This window comes from Citrobacter sp. HN-141, from assembly GCF_033341895.1.
Classification (GTDB): domain Bacteria; phylum Pseudomonadota; class Gammaproteobacteria; order Enterobacterales; family Enterobacteriaceae; genus Citrobacter.
Map to the genome: position 1 here is coordinate 145,408 of NZ_JAWPBF010000007.1, position 17,707 is coordinate 163,114.

Sequence of the window (17,707 nt, forward strand, 5' to 3'; positions counted from 1 at the left end):
AGTTTGTTAACATTCTGCTAAATTATCGTGGGCTTTCCGTCCAGATAAGGGAGATATGATGAAGCAGGCATTACGAGTAGCATTTGGTTTTTTGATGCTGTGGGCAGCGGTGCTGCACGCAGAAGTACGTATCGAGATCACCCAGGGGGTGGACTCGGCGCGCCCGATTGGTGTTGTCCCCTTCCAGTGGGCAGGACCGGGTGCTGCACCTGAAGATATCGGTGGTATCGTAGGTGCTGACCTGCGTAACAGCGGTAAATTTAACCCGTTAGACCGTTCTCGTCTGCCTCAGCAGCCCGGTACCGCGCAGGAAGTTCAACCTGCCGCTTGGTCTGCGCTGGGCATTGATGCCGTAGTCGTCGGCCAGGTTACGCCGAACCCGGATGGTTCTTACAGCGTTGCTTATCAGCTGGTTGACACCGGTGGCGCACCGGGTACCGTACTGGCACAGAACACTTATAAAGTGAACAAGCAGTGGCTGCGTTACGCGGGCCATACTGCAAGTGACGAAGTGTTTGAAAAACTGACCGGCATTAAAGGTGCATTCCGTACCCGTATCGCTTATGTTGTTCAGACCAACGGTGGTCAGTTCCCGTACGAATTACGTGTGTCCGACTACGATGGTTACAACCAGTTCGTGGTACACCGTTCTCCGCAGCCGCTGATGTCTCCGGCGTGGTCTCCGGACGGTTCAAAACTGGCCTACGTTACCTTCGAAAGCGGTCGTTCAGCGCTGGTTATTCAGACGTTGTCCAACGGCGCAGTGCGTCAGGTTGCTTCGTTCCCGCGTCACAACGGTGCACCTGCCTTTTCACCGGATGGCAGCAAACTGGCATTTGCCCTGTCTAAAACCGGTAGCCTGAACCTGTACGTTATGGACATCGGTTCCGGTCAGATCCGTCAGGTCACTGATGGTCGTAGCAACAACACGGAACCTACCTGGTTCCCGGACAGCCAAAATCTGGCCTTTACGTCTGACCAGGCCGGTCGTCCGCAGGTGTATAAAGTTAACGTCAACGGCGGTGCTCCGCAGCGTATTACCTGGGAAGGTTCGCAAAACCAGGATGCTGATGTCAGCAGCGACGGTAAGTTTATGGTAATGGTAAGCTCGGCTAATGGTCAGCAGCACATTGCCAAACAAGATCTGGTAGCGGGTGGCGTACAAGTTCTGTCGTCAACGTTCCTGGACGAAACGCCAAGTCTGGCACCTAACGGCACTATGGTAATCTACAGCTCTTCTCAGGGGATGGGATCCGTGCTGAATTTGGTTTCTACAGATGGGCGTTTCAAAGCGCGTCTTCCGGCAACTGATGGACAGGTTAAATTCCCTGCCTGGTCGCCGTATCTGTGATAATAAATAATTGATTAATAAAGGAATCATTGAAATGCAACTGAACAAAGTGCTGAAAGGGCTGATGATTGCTCTGCCTGTTATGGCTATTGCGGCATGTTCTTCTAACAAGAACGCCAGCAATGACGGCAGCGAAGGCATGCTGGGTGCCGGCACTGGTATGGATGCAAACGGTAGCGGCAACATGTCCTCCGAAGAGCAAGCGCGCCTGCAGATGCAACAGCTGCAGCAGAACAATATCGTTTACTTCGATCTGGATAAGTATGATATCCGTTCTGACTTCGCTGCAATGCTGGATGCGCACGCTAACTTCCTGCGTAGCAACCCGTCTTACAAAGTCACCGTAGAAGGTCATGCGGACGAACGTGGTACTCCTGAGTACAACATCTCCCTGGGTGAACGTCGTGCTAACGCCGTTAAGATGTACCTGCAGGGTAAAGGCGTTTCTGCGGACCAGATCTCCATCGTTTCTTACGGTAAAGAAAAACCTGCAGTACTGGGTCATGACGAAGCGGCTTACGCCAAAAACCGTCGCGCCGTACTGGTTTACTAAGAGAATTGCATGAGCAGTAACTTCAGACATCACCTGTTGAGTCTGTCGTTACTGGTTGGCATAGCGGCCCCCTGGGCCGCTTTTGCTCAGGCGCCAATCAGTAGTGTCGGCTCTGGCTCGGTCGAAGACCGCGTCACTCAACTCGAGCGTATTTCTAACGCTCACAGTCAGCTTTTAACCCAACTCCAGCAACAACTCTCCGATAATCAGTCCGATATCGATGCCCTGCGCGGTCAAATTCAGGAAAATCAGTATCAGCTGAATCAGGTTGTTGAACGCCAAAAACAGATATTGCTGCAGATGAATAATCTTGGCAGCGGTAGCGCGCCTGCGGCGCAATCTGCGGCTGGCGATCAGAGTGGGGCGGCAACCCCGGCACCCGATGCGGGTGCTGCCGCTTCGTCAGGCGCTCCGGCGCAAACTGGCGATGCGAATACTGATTACAATGCGGCAATCGCTCTGGTGCAGGATAAATCCCGCCAGGATGATGCGATCGTTGCATTTCAGAACTTCATCAAAAAGTACCCGGATTCTACTTACCTGCCAAATGCGAATTACTGGCTCGGTCAGTTGAATTACAACAAGGGTAAAAAAGATGATGCAGCGTTCTATTTTGCATCCGTAGTTAAAAATTTCCCAAAATCACCAAAGGCTGCAGACGCGATGTATAAAGTCGGCGTCATCATGCAGGACAAAGGTGACACAGCAAAAGCGAAAGCCGTTTATCAGCAGGTTATCACTAAATACCCTGGTACTGATGGCGCGAAACAAGCGCAAAAACGTCTTGGCGCGATGTAATGCACACCATGCGACCAGAAATCGTGTTATTTCTGGTCGCGTCGTGTGATTCCTAAGCAGTTGAGTCATTTACATCGAAATTTTTGTTGCGCTAAAATCTGAAATCAGTAATATATGCCGCCGTTGCCAAGGGATATCAAACAAACCAAAAGCAGCGCAAAAGTGGGTCGTTAGCTCAGTTGGTAGAGCAGTTGACTTTTAATCAATTGGTCGCAGGTTCGAATCCTGCACGACCCACCACTTAATGCAGTATCCAGCGCAGTAACGGGTGATTAGCTCAGCTGGGAGAGCACCTCCCTTACAAGGAGGGGGTCGGCGGTTCGATCCCGTCATCACCCACCACTCGGGGCGTTAGCTCAGTTGGTAGAGCAGTTGACTTTTAATCAATTGGTCGCAGGTTCGAATCCTGCACGCCCCACCAATTCTTATATTGGTGTCGAGTAAAAAATTTTTCAGGTGACATCCGAGCGGGTCGTTAGCTCAGTTGGTAGAGCAGTTGACTTTTAATCAATTGGTCGCAGGTTCGAATCCTGCACGACCCACCATCCTGAATAATTGAAGCAGTAAACCCCATATGGGGGCGTTAGCTCAGTTGGTAGAGCAGTTGACTTTTAATCAATTGGTCGCAGGTTCGAATCCTGCACGCCCCACCAGTGTAAAAAGGCGCCCTAAAGGCGCCTTTTTGCTATCTGCGATTTATAAGATTCGAACCTGCCTGCCTGATGCGCTTCGCTTATCAGGCCTACTGACGACACGACTTATGTTGGCCGGATAAGACGCCAGTCGCCATCCGGCATTCATCACTCGCAATTCTTGTGACTTTTCGACACCAATCCGCTATCTTGTTTAGCATACAAAACAATTCTAACCGAATATGGCGTACGTCACGCTTTTAATCGGTTATTTCGTTAAGCCAGTAAAACGAGAAAGCAAGATGAGCGTGATGTTTGATCCAGAAGCAGCAATTTATCCGTTTCCGCCGAAGCCAGCGCCGCTGAGTGCGGATGAAAAGCAATTTTATCGCGAGAAAATCAAGCGCCTGCTGAAAGAACGTGATGCCGTCATGGTCGCGCACTATTACACCGATCCTGAAATTCAGCAGTTGGCTGAAGAAACCGGCGGCTGTATCTCTGATTCGCTGGAGATGGCGCGGTTCGGATCAAAACATCCGGCCTCTACGTTGCTGGTTGCAGGCGTGAGGTTTATGGGCGAAACCGCCAAAATTCTCAGCCCGGAAAAGACTATACTGATGCCAACCTTGCAGGCGGAATGTTCATTAGATCTGGGCTGTCCGATTGACGCGTTCAGCGCATTTTGCGACGCGCATCCGGACCGTACCGTGGTGGTTTACGCCAATACTTCAGCCGCCGTTAAAGCACGCGCGGACTGGGTCGTCACCTCCAGTATCGCGGTAGAACTTATTGAGCATCTTGATAGTTTAGGTGAAAAAATCATCTGGGCCCCGGACAAGCACCTGGGCAACTACGTGCAAAAACAGACCGGTGCAGACGTTCTTTGTTGGCAGGGGGCTTGTATCGTTCACGATGAGTTTAAAACCCAGGCATTAACCCGCATGAAAGGACTGTATCCTGACGCTGCCGTACTTGTACACCCTGAATCTCCTCAGTCTATCGTTGATATGGCCGATGCGGTGGGCTCAACCAGCCAGTTAATCAGCGCCGCTAAATCGTTACCGCACAAGCAACTGATTGTGGCGACCGATCGGGGTATTTTTTACAAAATGCAGCAGGCTGTTCCGGATAAAGAGCTGCTTGAAGCCCCGACGGCGGGTGAAGGTGCAACGTGTCGTAGCTGTGCGCACTGTCCGTGGATGGCAATGAACGGCCTTAAAGCGATTGCTGAGGGACTTGATCAAGGGGGTGTGGCTCATGAGATACATGTTGATGCCGCGCTGCGAGAAGGCGCATTGCTGCCGTTAAACCGCATGCTGGAATTTGCGGCTACACTACGAGCTTAATTACGGCGTTTCACTCTGGGGGAAACGATGGATTTTTTTAGCACGCAGAACATTCTGGTACATATTCCAATCGGTGCGGGCGGGTACGATCTGTCGTGGATTGAAGCGGTGGGGACTATCGCCGGGTTACTGTGTATTGGCCTCGCCAGTATGGAGAAAATCAGTAATTACTTCTTTGGTCTGATAAACGTCACGCTGTTTGCGATTATCTTCTTTCAGATCCAACTCTACGCCAGCCTGTTGCTGCAGGTGTTCTTTTTTGCCGCCAATATCTATGGCTGGTACGCCTGGTCGCGGCAAACCAGCCAGCATGAGGCTGAACTTAAAATTCGCTGGCTGCCGTTACCGAAAGCGTTGGGCTGGCTGGCGGCTTGTGTGGTGGCAATTGGACTGATGACGGTATACATCGATCCGGTGTTTGCGTTCCTCACCCGCATTGCGGTGACTATCATGCAAGGACTGGGATTACAGGTTGCATTACCTGAATTGCAACCGGATGCGTTCCCGTTTTGGGATTCCTGCATGATGGTGCTATCGATTGTGGCGATGATCCTGATGACGCGCAAATACGTCGAGAACTGGCTATTGTGGGTGATCATTAACATCATCAGCGTCGTGATCTTTGCCCTGCAAGGGGTGTATGCCATGTCGCTGGAATACATGATTCTGACGGTTATCGCTCTGAATGGCAGCAGGATGTGGATTAACAGCGCGCGCGAACGGGGTTCACGCGCGTTTTCCCATTAGTGATGGTGATGTGAATGGCCGGACAGTCCCTCATACAGGTGACAGTCCGGCCCATTGCACGGCTGATATTCCATCTGAATCGTCGCGTGTTCAATCTGATAGTGATGAATAAGAAAGTGCTGAATGCGTTCCAGCAACGCATCGTGATCGTGCGGCGGGACGACCTGAACATGCAGCGTCATAACCGGTTTTTCACCCACCATCCAGACGTGAACATGGTGTACATTGCGAACTTCGGGGATATCCCGGCTGAGATGTCGCTGTAGAGCGGCGATATCCAGCGCATGGGGCGCGCCCTCGAGTAATTCATTCACACTGTCTTTCAGTAAGCGCCAGGCGCTACGCAACACCAGAACAGAAACCAGAATAGAGAGAATAGGGTCCGCAGGGGTCCAGCCCGTCCAGATAATGATCAGTGCCGCAATGATCGCGCCGACCGAACCCAGTAAATCGCCCATCACGTGCAGCGCAGCGGCACGAACGTTGAGGTTTTTCTCTTCGCTGCCGCGATGTAAAACCCAGAAGGCGAGGACGTTAGCCAGTAAACCCGCCACGGCGATGACCATCATCATCCCGCCGGCGACTGGACGGGGCGTATGGAAGCGCTCAATCGCTTCCCAGACGATTAAAATCGTGATCACCACCAACGCAATAGCGTTAACAAATGCGGCCAGCGTCGTGAGCCTCAGCCAACCGAAAGTGTGTCGGATGGTTGGCGGTCGACGGGAAAATTGTACGGCCAGCAGAGCAAAAAGCAGCGCTGCGGCGTCAGTGAGCATATGTCCGGCATCCGCCAGCAGCGCCAGCGAGCCTGAAAGTATCCCTCCCACCACTTCAACCAGCATGAACCCCGCTGTAATGCAGAAGGCGAACAGCAGTCGACGGGCGTTATTATCCTTTGGCTGGTCAGGGGAAGTATGAGTATGTGAGTGCGCCATTGTGCCATCCCTTTGTTATTCTCACCTTTACTGTATGACATCATACCGTTTTTGGGGGGATAAAATTAAAAAGGAGAGCGTCAATTCTCCCGTTATCAGCCACGTAAATAGTGGCCGTTGCCTTACAGTACAGAGGGTAGAGATCCACGAGGTGTCTCGATAGTCAGCACAGAATTTTGAAAATAATAATAAAATCTGCAATTACAGCCTGGATTTGCGGTTTAGATCTCATTATTCGCTACATTCTTGCGTTTTTTTGCTTAATCCCGGGATAACACGGTTCGTACTGTAAAACCCCGTTTACACTTTATGACTGAAGATATAGATTGGGGGTATTGCATTCATTTATATAAGTATGGCTACGCTGGAATAATCATGAATTATCAGAACGACGATTTACGCATTAAAGAGATCAACGAGTTATTACCCCCGGTTGCACTGCTGGAAAAATTCCCCGCTACTGAAAATGCCGCAAATACGGTTGCGCATGCCCGTAAGGCGATTCATAAAATCCTGAAAGGGAGTGACGATCGCCTGTTGGTCGTTATTGGACCGTGCTCAATTCATGATCCGGCTGCCGCCAAAGAGTATGCCGCTCGCCTGCTGGCGCTACGCGAAGAGTTGAAAGGCGAGCTTGAAATCGTCATGCGCGTTTACTTTGAAAAACCGCGTACCACGGTTGGCTGGAAAGGGCTTATCAACGATCCGCATATGGACAACAGTTTCCAGATCAACGACGGCCTGCGCATTGCACGTAAACTGCTGCTGGATATTAATGACAGCGGATTGCCGGCAGCGGGTGAATTCCTCGATATGATCACCCCGCAATATCTTGCGGATCTGATGAGCTGGGGGGCGATTGGCGCGCGTACCACTGAGTCTCAGGTGCACCGTGAGCTGGCGTCTGGTCTTTCCTGTCCGGTTGGCTTTAAAAACGGTACCGATGGCACCATCAAAGTTGCCATTGATGCCATTAACGCCGCAGGCGCGCCGCACTGTTTCCTGTCGGTGACGAAATGGGGTCACTCCGCCATTGTGAATACCAGCGGTAATGGCGATTGCCATATCATTCTGCGTGGCGGCAAAGAGCCGAACTACAGCGCCCAGCACGTCGCAGACGTAAAAGAAGGTCTGGTCAAAGCGGGTCTGTCTCCACAGGTGATGATCGACTTTAGCCATGCAAACTCCAGCAAGCAGTTTAAAAAGCAGATGGATGTGGCTACAGACGTTTGCGGGCAGGTAGCCGGTGGTGAGAAAGCGATTATTGGCGTGATGATCGAAAGTCATCTGGTGGAAGGTAATCAGAATCCGGATAGCGGTGAACCGCTGACCTACGGCAAGAGCATCACTGATGCCTGCATTGGTTGGGAAGATACCGATGCGGTACTGCGCCAGCTAGCGAATGCGGTTAAAGCGCGTCGCGGGTAAAAAACTTATCCGGGCTACGCTCGGTAGGCCGCCGGATAAGGCAACGCAGCCATCCGGCAATAAAAAAAGCGTGGAGCATTCCACGCTTTTTTCGTTTGAACCGGGATGAAAATTACTTCGCTTTACCCTGGTTGGCTACCGCTGCAGCTTTTGCGGCGATCTCGTCAGCGTTACCCAGATAGTAATGTTTGATCGGCTTGAAGTTTTCGTCGAACTCATACACCAGCGGGACACCGGTCGGGATGTTCAGTTCAAGAATTTCATCTTCGCCCATGTTATCCAGGTATTTCACCAGCGCACGCAGGGAGTTACCGTGAGCGGCGATAATCACACGCTCACCGCTTTTCATGCGCGGCAGAATGGTTTCATTCCAGTAAGGGATAACGCGATCGATAGTCAGCGCCAGGCTTTCGGTAACCGGCAGTTCTTTGTCTGTCAGTTTGGCATAACGTGGATCGTGACCCGGATAACGCTCGTCATCTTTAGTCAGTTCCGGCGGGGTGACCGCAAAGCCGCGACGCCATTGCTTAACCTGCTCGTCACCGTATTTCTCAGCCGTTTCGGCTTTGTTCAGCCCCTGCAGCGCGCCGTAATGACGTTCGTTCAGTTTCCAGGATTTCTCAACCGGCAGCCAGGCCTGATCCAGTTCGTCCAGGACATTCCACAGGGTGTGGATGGCACGTTTCAGCACAGAGGTATAAGCAAAATCGAAGCTGTAGCCTTCCTCTTTCAGCAGTTTACCTGCCGCTTTTGCTTCGCCCACGCCTTTTTCAGACAGGTCAACATCATACCAACCGGTAAAACGGTTTTCGTTGTTCCACTGACTTTCACCGTGACGTACCAGAACCAGCTTAGTTACAGCCATACACTCACTCCTATAAATCATATTGAATGATAATAATTATCATTATATTGCCGTAATGCGCCAGCGGCAATGCTTACGCATAACCATAGCGAAAATAGCGGCGCAGTGTAAGGTTCTTGTGAACTCAAGGTTGCGATTTTGTCTTTGAGTGGTGTGGTTTTGAGCGGATTCCGCATGGGAATAAATGACGAGCCGGGTATTGGCTCGTCACGGTTAACTGTCAGGCAGGAATAAACCGGTATTCGGTCAGGCTGGAATACTCTTCACCCGGTCGCAGGAAGCAGTCTGGCTGCGGCCACTCCGGATGATTTGGGCTGTCAGGCAGAAATTCACTTTCCAGCGCCAGTCCTTGCCAGTCGGCATAGACTTCAGGCCCACGGGATGGCGTACCGTCGAGGAAGTTACCGGAATAGAACTGCAATGCCGGGGCAGAGGTGTATACCTCCATCTGCAGTTTTTCATCCTGGGACCACAGTCGAGCGACCGGCGTATGCGCATCGCCTTGCGCCTGCAACAAGAAAGCGTGATCGTAACCTTTCACCATGCGCTGATCGTCATCGGCCAGAAATTCGCTGGCGATGATTTTCGGGGAACGGAAATCAAAAGTGCTTCCGGCGACGGATTTCAGCCCGTCATGCGGGATGCCCATTTCGTCTACGGGTAAATACTCGTCCGCCAGAATTTGCAGCTTGTGCTGGCGCACATCCGTTTTATCGCCGTCGAGATTAAAGTAGACGTGATTTGTCAAATTTACCGGGCAGGGCTTATCCACCGTCGCACGGTAGGTAATCGAAATACGGTTATCATCGGTCAGGCGATATTGCGCGGTGGCGCAGAGGTGACCCGGAAAACCCTGGTCGCCATCGTCAGAGGTTAAGGCAAACAGCACCTGACGGTCATTCTGATTGACTATTTGCCAGCGGCGTTTGTCGAAGCCGTCCGGCCCACCGTGCAGTTGGTTGTCACCCTGACTGGGTATTAATTCGACGGTCTCACCGGCAAAGGTATAACGGCTGTCGGCGATACGGTTAGCGTAGCGGCCGATGGATGCGCCTAAAAATGCGGCCTGGTGCGGGTACTGCTCCGGGCTGGCGCAGCCGAGTAATGCTTCGCGCACGCTACCATCGCTAAGCGGGATACGGGCAGACAGCAGCGTCGCGCCCCAGTCCATCAGCGTGACGACCATCCCCGCGTCATTACGCAGGGTGAGCAGGCGAAACGGCTGGCCGTCGGGCGCCATTACGGGAATTTCGTTTAGCACTGTCCGGCTCCTTGTGACGGTTTGCAGACGTAAAAGGTTTCCTTGATACCGGTTTTCGCTTCGTACTGTTCAGCGACAGCCTGCTGTACGGCAGGAACCAAATCTTGTGGGATCAGCGCCACGATGCAGCCGCCGAAGCCGCCGCCGGTCATACGTACACCGCCTTTATCGCCAATGGTCGCTTTGACAATCTCGACCAGCGTATCAATTTGCGGCACGGTGATTTCGAAGTCATCGCGCATTGAAACGTGAGATTCCGCCATCAGTTGGCCCATGCGCAGCAGATCGCCTTTTTCCAGCGCCTGCGCGGCTTCAACGGTACGCGCATTTTCCGTGATCACGTGACGAACGCGTTTGGCGACAATCGGATCCAGCTCGTGGGCGACGGCGTTAAACGCTTCAAGGCTGACATCACGCAGCGCGGGTTGTTGGAAGAAACGCGCGCCGGTTTCACACTGTTCGCGACGGGTGTTGTACTCACTGCCAACCAGCGTACGTTTAAAGTTGCTGTTGATGATCACCACCGCCACACCTTCCGGCATGGAAACCGCTTTGGTGCCCAGCGTACGGCAGTCGATCAGTAGCGCATGATCTTTCTTGCCCAGCGCCGAGATGAGCTGGTCCATAATGCCGCAGTTGCAGCCGACAAACTGGTTTTCCGCTTCCTGGCCGTTCAGGGCAATCTGCGCGCCGTCGAGCGGCAGATGATAGAGTTGCTGGAACACGGTACCAACGGCGACTTCCAGCGAGGCGGAAGAGCTTAATCCCGCACCCTGTGGGACGTTACCGCTAATCACCAGATCCGCGCCGCCAAAGGCGTTATTGCGCTTTTGCAGATGCTTCACGACGCCGCGCACGTAGTTTGACCACTGTTGGGTTTCGTGGGCGATAATCGGCGCATCAAGAGAGAACTCATCTATCTGATTGTCGTAATCCGCCGCAATCACACGAACGGTGCGATCATCGCGGGCCGCGCAGCTGATAACCGTTTGATAGTCGATGGCGCACGGCAGGACGAAGCCGTCATTATAATCAGTGTGTTCGCCGATCAGGTTTACACGGCCGGGTGCCTGAATGGTATGGGTGGCAGGGTAGCCAAACGTTTCAGCAAACAGAGATTGTGTTTTTTCTTTCAGACTCATTATTTAAACTCCGGATTCGCGAAAATGGGTGTCGCTGACCGCACGCAGACGGTCTGCCGCTTGTTCTGCTGTCAGATCGCGTTGGGTCTCCGCCAGCATTTCGTAACCAACCATAAACTTACGTACGGTCGCGGAACGTAGCAGCGGTGGATAAAAGTGTGCGTGCAACTGCCAGTGGTCATTCTCTTCGCCGTTAAACGGTGCGCCGTGCCAGCCCATAGAGTAGGGGAAAGAGCACTGGAACAGGTTGTCATAACGACTGGTCAGTTTTTTCAACGCCAGCGCCAGGTCAGTTCGCTGTTCGTCGGTCAAATCGGTAATTCGCAGGACATGCGCTTTTGGCAGCAGCAGCGTTTCGAATGGCCATGCCGCCCAATAGGGCACGACTGCCAGCCAGTGTTCGGTTTCTACTACCGTCCGGCTGCCGTCTACCTGTTCACGCTGGACATAATCCAGCAGCATTGGCGTGCCCTGCTCGGCAAAGTATGCTTTTTGCAGACGGTCTTCACGTTCGGCTTCGTTGGGCAGGAAACTGTTGGCCCAAATCTGTCCGTGCGGGTGCGGGTTTGAACATCCCATCGCCGCACCTTTATTCTCAAATACCTGCACCCAGGGATAGGTTTTCCCTAAATCTGCGGTTTGTTCCTGCCACGTTTTCACGATTTCGGTCAGCGCGGGTACGCTGAGTTCCGGTAGCGTTTTGCTGTGATCGGGTGAGAAGCAAATCACGCGGCTGGTACCGCGTGCGCTCTGGCAACGCATTAATGGGTCGTGGCTGTCGGGAGCATCCGGGGTATCAGACATCAGCGCGGCAAAATCGTTGGTAAAAACGTAGGTCCCGGTGTAATCGGGGTTTTTATCACCGGTAACGCGTGTATTGCCTGCACACAGGAAGCAGTCCGGATCATGCGCGGGCAGTACCTGTTTAGATGGCGTTTCCTGCGCCCCCTGCCAGGGGCGTTTTGCACGATGAGGCGAAACGAGGATCCACTGTCCGGTGAGCGGGTTAAAGCGGCGGTGTGGATGATCGACAGGGTTGAATTGCGTCATAACGTGTCCTTAATCCGAATATCCCTGTGGATGGCGTGATTGCCAGTGCCAGGTATCTTGTGCCATTTCATCCAGTGTACGCGTCACGCGCCAGTTAAGTTCGCGGTCTGCTTTGCTGGCATCGGCCCAGTAGGCAGGCAGATCGCCGTCGCGGCGCGGAGCAAAATGGTAGTTCACTGGCTTACCACAGGCTTTGCTGAAGGCATTGACCACATCGAGTACGCTGCTACCAACGCCAGCGCCAAGGTTGTAAATATGTACCCCTTGCTTGCCTGCCAGTTTTTCCATGGCGACAACGTGGCCGTCGGCAAGATCCATCACGTGGATGTAATCGCGAACGCCGGTACCGTCTTCGGTCGGGTAGTCATTACCAAATATGGCCAGAGACTCACGGCGGCCCACGGCAACCTGCGCGATGTAAGGCATCAGATTGTTAGGGATGCCTTGCGGGTCTTCGCCCATGTCTCCTGACGGATGTGCGCCAACCGGATTGAAATAGCGCAGCAACGCGATGCTCCACTCAGGTTGTGCTTTTTGCAGATCGGTCAGGATCTGCTCGACCATCAGCTTACTTTTGCCGTACGGGCTTTGTGGTGTGCCGGTGGGGAAGCTTTCAACGTAAGGAATTTGCGGCTGATCGCCGTAGACTGTGGCGGAGGAGCTGAATATGAAGTTTTTCACGTTGGCGGCGCGCATCGCATTGACCAGACGCAGAGTGCCGTTGACGTTGTTGTCATAGTACTCCAGCGGCTTAGCAACGGATTCGCCGACGGCCTTCAGACCGGCAAAGTGGATGACCGTATCGATGGCATGATCGTGCAGGATTTCGGTGATCAGCGCTTCGTTACGGATATCACCTTCGACGAAGGTCGGATGTTTTCCACCTAAACGCTCAATAACGGGCAGTACGCTGCGCTTACTGTTGCAGAGGTTATCAAGGATCACGACGTCGTGGCCATTCTTAAGCAACTGCACACAAGTGTGGCTTCCAATGTAACCGCTACCACCTGTAACCAATACTCTCATAATTCGCTCCGTTATGCCTATATCATGTAATGAAGATAGCATAACAAAGTTGTGAAAAGTGTGACATGGGATAAATTAGTGGAATCGTTTACACATGCTGACTTTCAACGCCTGAATTTTATTTTTTTATTTTAAATCATTATGTTATTTAATGATTGCAGCTTTTATCTGAAAAATCAGGCCTAAAAAAAGGCGCATTAACGCGCCCCGGTATGAAAACTAACGCAGGGATGATTGCCGATAGGTGTAGATATCGTTTTCTGGTACGAACTCCAGTCGGTGGGTAATGCAGGAGGGTGCATCTTCAGCATGGTGAGAAACAAACAGTAATTGGGTTTCACCTTCACCGATCAGAACATCAACGAAGCGGCGGATCAACTGGCGGTTTAGCGGGTCCAGGCCTTGCAAGGGTTCATCAAGGATCAATAGCGTAGGGTGTTTCACTAACGCGCGGACGATCAGCGCCAGGCGCTGCTGCCCCCAGGAAAGGCTGTGGAAAGGGGCGTCTACAGTGCGTTTATCCATTCCCAGAATATCCAGCCACTGTTGCACCAGCTTGTATTGTCTGTCTGATACCGCCTGATAAATACCGATTGAATCGAAGTAGCCGGAAAGAATAACGTTACGCACCGTGGTGCTTACCCGGTAATCGAGATGCAGGCTGCTGCTGACGTAGCCAATGTGCTTTTTAATATCCCAGATAGTTTCGCCACTACCCCGACGACGGCCAAACAGCGTCAAATCGTTGCTATAGCCTTGCGGATGATCGCCGGTGATTAAACTGAGTAGCGTTGATTTTCCCGCCCCGTTGGGGCCGACAATCTGCCAGTGTTCCCCTGGGTTTACCTGCCAGCTCAGATGATGAAGAATTGGCCGATCGTTATAGGAAACGACCCCGTCGTTGAGCATAATCCGCGGTTCGTTCTCAGCCAATATGCGGCGCACGGAAGGTTCATCCGGTTCGGGGAGGGTAATACCATCAAGCCGTTCACTATGGGCAAGTTGGGCGATTAACGCTTGTTGCAGAAGAGCCGTTTTTTCACCGGTTTCTGTCAATGTGCAATCGGCGAGTACGCCAGCAAATTGCACAAAATCGGGGATCTCATCAAAGCGGTTTAGCACCAGCACTAACGTAAAACCGGCCTGATGTAACGCCGCGAGCAGTTCTGCCAACTGGCGACGTGAAGCCACATCCAGCCCGTCAAACGGTTCATCAAGGATCAGCAAATCGGGTTCAGACATCAGCGCCTGACAGAGCAGCGTTTTCCGCGTTTCGCCAGTGGAAAGGTATTTGAAACGTCTGCTGAGCAGTGAGGTAATACCAAACTGCTGCGCCAGGGCGGCACAGCGAGCAGGGTCGCTGACCTCATCCTGAATAATTTCCGCGGTGGTGCGCCCGGTATCGTCTTCGCCTGGGCTCAGAAGATCGGTGTTGTTACGCTGCCATTCGTCGCTGACCAGCTTTTGTAGCTGCTCAAAGGAGAGACGGGTGATACGCATGAACTGGCTGTGGCGTTCGCCGTTGAGTAACGGCAATTCTCCGGCCAGCGCACGCGCCAGTGCGGATTTTCCGCTGCCGTTAGACCCCACAAACGCCCAGCTATCACCCGCGTTTAACGTCAACGAATTCAACTGAAGCGTTTTGGTATCACTCAGACGAAACGTGCCTTGCGAAATTTGCAACGATGACATTTTGCATCCCATTTTTTGCAGCGATGAATGACAGGGATACGTTGTCCGGGCGGGAATGTCAATGCAGTTTGTTGCCGGATGGCGGCGCGGGTACCTTATCCGGCCTGAACGTAGGCCTGATAAGCGCAGCGCCATCAGGCGAAGCGGGCTTAAAGATTTAGCACAACGTGGCGATAATCACTCTGTCCGCGTTGAAATAGGCAGTGACATTCGCGCCTTCTTGCAGTGATAGCGCATCGTCAGTCGGAACGGTGGCGCACAGCGTTTGTCCATCCGGCAAGGTCATTAACACTTCACACTGCTCGCTTCCGCGTTCAATATGGCTGATGGTGCCTTGCAATTGGTTATCGGCGGCCTGAGCGATAGCATCATCCTGGGTGATCCCCACCCACGGCGCTTTCAACAGGATCAAGACTTCTTTGCCTTCATCAAGCCCCAGACGTTCACCGCTCTGCGCGGTAATCGCCACTTTCAACCGTGTTTCGCCATCGGCCAGCAGGACGTCAACATGCTGTTGAACCTGGTCGTGGTCGCGTGCGGTGATGGTGCCAAACCATTGGTTACGCGCACTGGTTTGTAGTGAGAAGCGGGAGATGGCCGCCAGCAGGCTATTAAGTGGAACCGCATCGTCATCGCTGAGGACATCGAAGGCTTTTTGCTGAATTTGCGCCAGCAGATCGTATAACTGAATCAGGCGCTGGCCGTAGCGGGTTAACACTGCACCGCCGCCGCCTTTGCCACCGGTGGCGCGCTCTACCAGCGTCTGCTCACTCAGCTGGTTCATTTCGTTAATCGCGTCCCAGGCGCTTTTATAACTGATACCTGCATCCTTCGCGCCCTGACTGATGGAGCCGGAAAGCGCAATGTGCTTAAGCAGAGAAATGCGGCGGGGATCGGCAAACAGTTTTTGCTGAAGTTTCAGTGTAAGAAGGATTTCGGCCTGCATAACAAGCTCCTGGCAAAAAAGGGTATTGTGACGGAAAACAGTGCCTGAGCAAAGCCGACCGCACAAAAGGGGAGTGCTTTTCTGTGTTATGTGGTTAGAATACAACTAAGGACTATATCTGGAGTTGACCATGTTAGAGTTATTGAAAAGTCTGGTATTCGCCGTAATCATGGTACCTGTGGTAATGGCCATCATTCTGGGACTGATTTACGGACTGGGTGAAGTGTTCAACATTTTTTCCGGTATCGGTCAGAAAGACCAGTCCAGACAGAATCATTGATTCCCCGAACGCCCGCTTAGCCGGGCGTTTTTTATTGCTCATTATCCAACTGCGTTAGTTCCTCAAGATCCTGCTTTCCCTGCCGATATTTTCTTTGTGTAACCTCTAATTGGTAGTAATAACCACTGGGAAAATCCTGATTTAATCGTTATATTTGCGCCTACATAACGAAACTCAAAGGAGTTACAGATGGCACGTACATGGTTACGCTTGTTTGCAGGGGCAACACTTTCTCTTTCTGTTGCCGGACATGCACTGGCGGATGAAGGTAAAATCACAGTGTTTGCAGCGGCGTCGTTAACGAACGCGATGCAGGACATTGCCGCAGAATATAAAAAAGAGAAGAATGTTGATGTTGTCTCCTCTTTTGCCTCTTCTTCTACGCTGGCACGCCAGATTGAAGCCGGTGCACCGGCCGATCTGTTTATTTCTGCCGATCAGAAATGGATGGATTACGCGGTAGACAAAAAGTCTATCGATACCGCAACGCGCAAAACGCTGCTCGGTAACAGTCTGGTCGTTGTCGCGCCGAAAGCCAGCGCACAGAAAGACTTCACCATCGACAGCAAAACCAACTGGACCAGCCTGTTGAACGGTGGTCGTCTGGCGGTCGGCGATCCGGAACATGTTCCGGCGGGTATTTACGCGAAAGAAGCGCTGCAAAAACTGGGAGCATGGGATACCCTGGCGCCGAAACTGGCTCCGGCTGAAGATGTTCGTGGCGCATTGGCGCTGGTTGAACGTAACGAAGCCCCACTGGGCATTGTCTATGGTTCTGATGCCGTCGCCAGCAAAGGCGTAAAAGTTGTGGCGACCTTCCCGGAAGACTCACATAAAAAAGTGGAATACCCCATTGCGGTTGTTGATGGGCACGCCAACGCAACGGTCAGCGCGTTCTATGATTACCTGAAAGGACCGCAGGCTTCTGAAATCTTCAAACGTTATGGATTTACGACCAAGTAATGATACTGACCGATCCTGAATGGCAGGCCGTCATACTGAGCCTGAAAGTTTCTTCCCTGGCCGTCTTGTTTAGCCTGCCGTTTGGGATCTTCTTTGCCTGGCTACTGGTACGCTGTAAGTTCCCAGGCAAAGCGCTGCTCGACAGCGTACTGCACTTGCCGCTGGTACTGCCTCCGGTCGTGGTGGGGTACCTGCTGCTGGTGGCTATGGGGCGGCGCGGATTAATTGGCGAGTGGCTATATGACTGGTTCGGTATCACGTTTGCGTTTAGCTGGCGTGGTGCGGTGCTGGCCGCGGCGGTGATGTCTTTCCCTCTGATGGTGCGGGCAATACGTCTGGCGCTGGAAGGTGTTGATGTCAAGCTGGAGCAAGCGGCCCGCACGCTGGGGGCCGGGCGCTGGCGCGTATTTATGACCATTACCTTACCGTTGATGCTGCCTGGCATTATCGTCGGCACGGTGCTGGCGTTCGCGCGTTCCCTCGGTGAATTCGGCGCAACCATTACTTTTGTCTCCAATATTCCGGGTGAAACCCGCACCATTCCTTCGGCAATGTACACCCTCATCCAGACCCCCGGCGGCGAAAGCGCGGCGGCAAGGTTATGTATCATCTCTATTGTGTTAGCGCTGATTTCGCTACTGATTTCTGAATGGCTGGCACGTATTAGCCGTGAACGGACGGGGCGATAA

At 52.6% G+C, this 17,707-nt stretch carries 17 protein-coding genes and 5 tRNA genes; 14 read left to right on the forward strand and 8 right to left on the reverse strand.

What is annotated here, in order from left to right; translation table 11 throughout:
• Positions 1-58 precede the first annotated feature (58 nt).
• The 10 genes from tolB to pnuC all read left to right on the forward strand — a co-directional run bounded on the left by tolB (position 59) and on the right by pnuC (position 5,427).
• Complete coding sequence (gene tolB, locus RYZ59_RS10785; RefSeq protein WP_003022981.1) at positions 59-1,351, forward strand: Tol-Pal system beta propeller repeat protein TolB; 1,293 nt, start codon at positions 59-61, stop codon at positions 1,349-1,351.
• A 34-nt stretch (positions 1,352-1,385) separates the two neighbouring features.
• On the forward strand, positions 1,386-1,904 hold the full coding sequence (gene pal, locus RYZ59_RS10790) for a peptidoglycan-associated lipoprotein Pal (RefSeq protein WP_003022983.1): 519 nt from the start codon (positions 1,386-1,388) through the stop codon (positions 1,902-1,904).
• A gap of 9 nt (positions 1,905-1,913) precedes the next feature.
• Positions 1,914-2,702, forward strand: a complete 789-nt coding sequence (gene cpoB / locus RYZ59_RS10795) for a cell division protein CpoB (RefSeq protein ID WP_318047787.1) — start codon at positions 1,914-1,916, stop codon at positions 2,700-2,702.
• A 164-nt stretch (positions 2,703-2,866) separates the two neighbouring features.
• Positions 2,867-2,942, forward strand: a tRNA-Lys gene (locus tag RYZ59_RS10800).
• 26 nt (positions 2,943-2,968) lie between these two features.
• Positions 2,969-3,044: transfer RNA gene (locus tag RYZ59_RS10805), tRNA-Val, on the forward strand.
• 3 nt (positions 3,045-3,047) lie between these two features.
• Positions 3,048-3,123, forward strand: a tRNA-Lys gene (locus RYZ59_RS10810).
• 48 nt (positions 3,124-3,171) lie between these two features.
• Positions 3,172-3,247 (forward strand) — tRNA-Lys (locus tag RYZ59_RS10815).
• A gap of 32 nt (positions 3,248-3,279) precedes the next feature.
• A tRNA-Lys gene (locus RYZ59_RS10820) sits at positions 3,280-3,355 on the forward strand.
• A 281-nt stretch (positions 3,356-3,636) separates the two neighbouring features.
• Entirely contained in the window at positions 3,637-4,680 is a 1,044-nt protein-coding gene (nadA, locus tag RYZ59_RS10825) for a quinolinate synthase NadA (protein WP_318047786.1), read from the forward strand.
• Between the two features lie 27 nt (positions 4,681-4,707).
• Positions 4,708-5,427, forward strand: a complete 720-nt coding sequence (pnuC, locus tag RYZ59_RS10830) for a nicotinamide riboside transporter PnuC (protein ID WP_137383136.1) — start codon at positions 4,708-4,710, stop codon at positions 5,425-5,427.
• Here pnuC and zitB read toward each other — a convergent pair.
• The gene (gene zitB / locus RYZ59_RS10835; RefSeq protein ID WP_202039105.1) at positions 5,424-6,365 is read right to left on the reverse strand and encodes a CDF family zinc transporter ZitB; all 942 of its coding nucleotides are present in this window, start codon (positions 6,363-6,365) and stop codon (positions 5,424-5,426) included. The two genes, pnuC and zitB, sit on opposite strands and share 4 nt — an antisense overlap.
• Before the next feature lie 375 nt (positions 6,366-6,740).
• On the opposite strand from zitB, the gene aroG reads away from it, so the two are divergent.
• Complete coding sequence (gene aroG, locus RYZ59_RS10840) at positions 6,741-7,793, forward strand: 3-deoxy-7-phosphoheptulonate synthase AroG (protein WP_318047784.1); 1,053 nt, start codon at positions 6,741-6,743, stop codon at positions 7,791-7,793.
• 112 nt (positions 7,794-7,905) lie between these two features.
• Here the strand turns inward: aroG and gpmA are convergent, their stop codons facing one another.
• The 7 genes from gpmA to modE all read right to left on the reverse strand — a co-directional run bounded on the left by gpmA (position 7,906) and on the right by modE (position 15,775).
• Positions 7,906-8,658, reverse strand: coding sequence for a 2,3-diphosphoglycerate-dependent phosphoglycerate mutase (gene gpmA / locus RYZ59_RS10845; RefSeq protein ID WP_003022999.1), 753 nt, complete (start codon positions 8,656-8,658; stop codon positions 7,906-7,908).
• A 220-nt stretch (positions 8,659-8,878) separates the two neighbouring features.
• On the reverse strand, positions 8,879-9,919 hold the full coding sequence (gene galM / locus RYZ59_RS10850; protein WP_318047781.1) for a galactose-1-epimerase: 1,041 nt from the start codon (positions 9,917-9,919) through the stop codon (positions 8,879-8,881).
• Positions 9,913-11,061 carry a galactokinase gene (gene galK, locus RYZ59_RS10855; RefSeq protein ID WP_318047779.1) on the reverse strand — a complete coding sequence of 383 codons (1,149 nt, stop codon included), beginning with the start codon at positions 11,059-11,061 and terminating at the stop codon, positions 9,913-9,915. Before galK ends, galM begins: the two co-directional genes overlap by 7 nt.
• A 3-nt stretch (positions 11,062-11,064) precedes the next feature.
• Entirely contained in the window at positions 11,065-12,111 is a 1,047-nt protein-coding gene (gene galT, locus RYZ59_RS10860; RefSeq protein ID WP_137384366.1) for a galactose-1-phosphate uridylyltransferase, read from the reverse strand.
• Positions 12,112-12,120: 9 nt separating this feature from the next.
• Entirely contained in the window at positions 12,121-13,137 is a 1,017-nt protein-coding gene (gene galE, locus RYZ59_RS10865; protein ID WP_040232497.1) for a UDP-glucose 4-epimerase GalE, read from the reverse strand.
• Positions 13,138-13,356: 219 nt separating this feature from the next.
• Positions 13,357-14,829 (reverse strand): molybdate ABC transporter ATP-binding protein ModF, encoded by a 1,473-nt coding sequence (modF, locus tag RYZ59_RS10870; protein WP_318047776.1) that lies wholly within the window; start codon positions 14,827-14,829, stop codon positions 13,357-13,359.
• Between the two features lie 157 nt (positions 14,830-14,986).
• Positions 14,987-15,775 (reverse strand): molybdenum-dependent transcriptional regulator, encoded by a 789-nt coding sequence (gene modE / locus RYZ59_RS10875; RefSeq protein ID WP_137384363.1) that lies wholly within the window; start codon positions 15,773-15,775, stop codon positions 14,987-14,989.
• Between the two features lie 130 nt (positions 15,776-15,905).
• On the opposite strand from modE, the gene RYZ59_RS10880 reads away from it, so the two are divergent.
• From RYZ59_RS10880 to modB, 3 genes are all read left to right on the forward strand, one after another.
• Positions 15,906-16,055: an AcrZ family multidrug efflux pump-associated protein gene (locus tag RYZ59_RS10880; RefSeq protein WP_003023026.1), complete on the forward strand. Its 150-nt coding sequence runs from the start codon at positions 15,906-15,908 to the stop codon at positions 16,053-16,055.
• A 189-nt stretch (positions 16,056-16,244) separates the two neighbouring features.
• Positions 16,245-17,018, forward strand: a complete 774-nt coding sequence (modA, locus tag RYZ59_RS10885; protein ID WP_137384362.1) for a molybdate ABC transporter substrate-binding protein — start codon at positions 16,245-16,247, stop codon at positions 17,016-17,018.
• Positions 17,018-17,707 (forward strand): molybdate ABC transporter permease subunit, encoded by a 690-nt coding sequence (gene modB, locus RYZ59_RS10890; RefSeq protein WP_003831472.1) that lies wholly within the window; start codon positions 17,018-17,020, stop codon positions 17,705-17,707. The genes modA and modB overlap by 1 nt, the downstream gene beginning before the upstream one ends.

What these genes read in the sequence shown, in the direction of transcription:
- tolB (WP_003022981.1), top strand. Translation starts at nt 59, where the DNA reads ATGAAGCAGGCATTACGAGTAGCATTTGGTTTTTTGATGCTGTGGGCA.
- pal (WP_003022983.1), top strand. Translation starts at nt 1,386, where the DNA reads ATGCAACTGAACAAAGTGCTGAAAGGGCTGATGATTGCTCTGCCTGTT.
- cpoB (WP_318047787.1), top strand. Translation starts at nt 1,914, where the DNA reads ATGAGCAGTAACTTCAGACATCACCTGTTGAGTCTGTCGTTACTGGTT.
- nadA (WP_318047786.1), top strand. Translation starts at nt 3,637, where the DNA reads ATGAGCGTGATGTTTGATCCAGAAGCAGCAATTTATCCGTTTCCGCCG.
- pnuC (WP_137383136.1), top strand. Translation starts at nt 4,708, where the DNA reads ATGGATTTTTTTAGCACGCAGAACATTCTGGTACATATTCCAATCGGT.
- zitB (WP_202039105.1), bottom strand. Translation starts at nt 6,365, where the DNA reads ATGGCGCACTCACATACTCATACTTCCCCTGACCAGCCAAAGGATAAT.
- aroG (WP_318047784.1), top strand. Translation starts at nt 6,741, where the DNA reads ATGAATTATCAGAACGACGATTTACGCATTAAAGAGATCAACGAGTTA.
- gpmA (WP_003022999.1), bottom strand. Translation starts at nt 8,658, where the DNA reads ATGGCTGTAACTAAGCTGGTTCTGGTACGTCACGGTGAAAGTCAGTGG.
- galK (WP_318047779.1), bottom strand. Translation starts at nt 11,061, where the DNA reads ATGAGTCTGAAAGAAAAAACACAATCTCTGTTTGCTGAAACGTTTGGC.
- galT (WP_137384366.1), bottom strand. Translation starts at nt 12,111, where the DNA reads ATGACGCAATTCAACCCTGTCGATCATCCACACCGCCGCTTTAACCCG.
- galE (WP_040232497.1), bottom strand. Translation starts at nt 13,137, where the DNA reads ATGAGAGTATTGGTTACAGGTGGTAGCGGTTACATTGGAAGCCACACT.
- modF (WP_318047776.1), bottom strand. Translation starts at nt 14,829, where the DNA reads ATGTCATCGTTGCAAATTTCGCAAGGCACGTTTCGTCTGAGTGATACC.
- modE (WP_137384363.1), bottom strand. Translation starts at nt 15,775, where the DNA reads ATGCAGGCCGAAATCCTTCTTACACTGAAACTTCAGCAAAAACTGTTT.
- RYZ59_RS10880 (WP_003023026.1), top strand. Translation starts at nt 15,906, where the DNA reads ATGTTAGAGTTATTGAAAAGTCTGGTATTCGCCGTAATCATGGTACCT.
- modA (WP_137384362.1), top strand. Translation starts at nt 16,245, where the DNA reads ATGGCACGTACATGGTTACGCTTGTTTGCAGGGGCAACACTTTCTCTT.
- modB (WP_003831472.1), top strand. Translation starts at nt 17,018, where the DNA reads ATGATACTGACCGATCCTGAATGGCAGGCCGTCATACTGAGCCTGAAA.